Below are 1,417 nucleotides of genomic sequence, written 5' to 3' on the forward strand. Positions count from 1 at the left end.
CGCGTGATCGTCCGGAGCGGCGGGCTGCGCCTTGGGGGTTGGCGGTGGACATGGCCTGGGTGGAGAGGTTGAGTCCGGCGAAGGCCATGCCCCACAGCAGGCGCAGTGGCAGCAGGGCCCAGAAGCCGCTGGCGACCGTATAGCCGAGGGCGCAGAGGATGGCGGCGCAGACAGCCAGGGTGCAGGTGGGACGATCACCGCGTCGTGCGTAGAAGCTGGCGACCCAGCGATAGCCGGCGATGCGCACCAGCCGGTTGGCCGCCAGCAGCACGCCGGCCTCGGCGAGGCTGACGTGGAACTGGGCGGCGTACATGGGGAGCAGCAGGTAGAGGACGATATCGCAGGGCAAGGCGGCCGAGAGCGACATGGCGGCGTGGCGCGAATCGATATCGGCCTGGCGGTGGTCTGGCGTGGTCATGGAGGCCGATGATGCGCCGCGTGGGGTGGGCTGACAAACGATATTAATTCCGGGCATGCGTGATAATATTTGACGCATGGCCGATCTCACTCTTCCGCTCAATGCCATCCGCGCCTTTCTGGCAGCGGCCCGTCACCAGAGTTTCACGCTTGCGGCGCAGGAGCTCAATGTCACACATGGCGCGATCAGCCGCCAGATCAAGAACCTTGAAGACTATCTCGGCATGCCTTTGTTCGAGCGGCGCACGCGGCAGGTGTTGCTGACCGAGCGTGGGCGGCAGTTTTTCGAGGAGGCCAGTCCGGCGCTTGATATTCTCGGCAATGCGGCGCGGCGAGTAATGCGGGATGCGCCCACGCGCACGGTGGTCATCAATGTGCGGCCTTCCTTTGCGGTGCGCTGGCTGATTCCGCATTTGTCCGATTTCGTGGAGCGGTATCCGGGGATTGCGCCACAGGTGGTGACCAGTACGGCGACCGTCGGCAAGGCGGGCTCTTCGTTTGATATCGCGATCCGGCGGGGAGAGACCAACTGGCCTGAGACCCTGAAGGTGCAGCGGTTCATGGAGGATGAGCTGGTGCTGGTGGCTTCTCCTGCACTGCTGCAATCCATGCCGCTGGAGGACGTGTCGCAGTTGGCGCGGCATACCGTGCTGGTGTCGCGCAGCCGGCGCAATGACTGGGAGGACTGGCGCAAGCTGGCCGGTTTGAAGCGATCACGTTCGCAGGCGATGCTGCATTTCGATCACGTGCATTTTGTATTGCAGGCGGTCATGGATGGGCTGGGAGTGGCCTTGTCGCCTGTATCACTTGCGGACAACGATCTGCGCTCGGGGCGGCTGGTTTGTCCCTTCCCTGATCTGCGCTTGACCCTCGCACCCTACTACCTCGGGATCAGCTTGCAGGCGGGGGCTGAGGCGCAATTGTTTGCCAAATGGATTGGTGAATATCGCGGGGCTTTGATCGGTGGTTGATTTGGTTTTTTGTTTTGTTTTGTTTTGTT

At 62.6% G+C, this 1,417-nt stretch carries 2 protein-coding genes; one reads left to right on the forward strand and one right to left on the reverse strand.

Annotation, left to right across the window (positions count from 1 at the left end):
• A partial coding sequence (locus B3873_RS23535) for an MFS transporter (RefSeq protein ID WP_349676456.1) occupies positions 1 to 418 on the reverse strand: 418 nt, incomplete at its 3' end.
• A 76-nt stretch (positions 419 to 494) separates the two neighbouring features.
• Between B3873_RS23535 and gcvA the strand changes: the two genes are divergently transcribed.
• Complete coding sequence (gene gcvA, locus B3873_RS23540; protein WP_286869348.1) at positions 495 to 1,388, forward strand: transcriptional regulator GcvA; 894 nt, start codon at positions 495 to 497, stop codon at positions 1,386 to 1,388.
• Positions 1,389 to 1,417: the final 29 nt, after the last annotated feature.

This window comes from Herbaspirillum sp. UBA812, from assembly GCF_002296545.1.
Classification (GTDB): Bacteria; Pseudomonadota; Gammaproteobacteria; order Burkholderiales; family Burkholderiaceae_D; genus Herbaspirillum; species Herbaspirillum huttiense.

Bases quoted from the DNA above. Each gene is read 5' to 3' on its own strand.
- gcvA (WP_286869348.1), top strand. From the start codon at position 495: ATGGCCGATCTCACTCTTCCGCTCAATGCCATCCGCGCCTTTCTGGCA.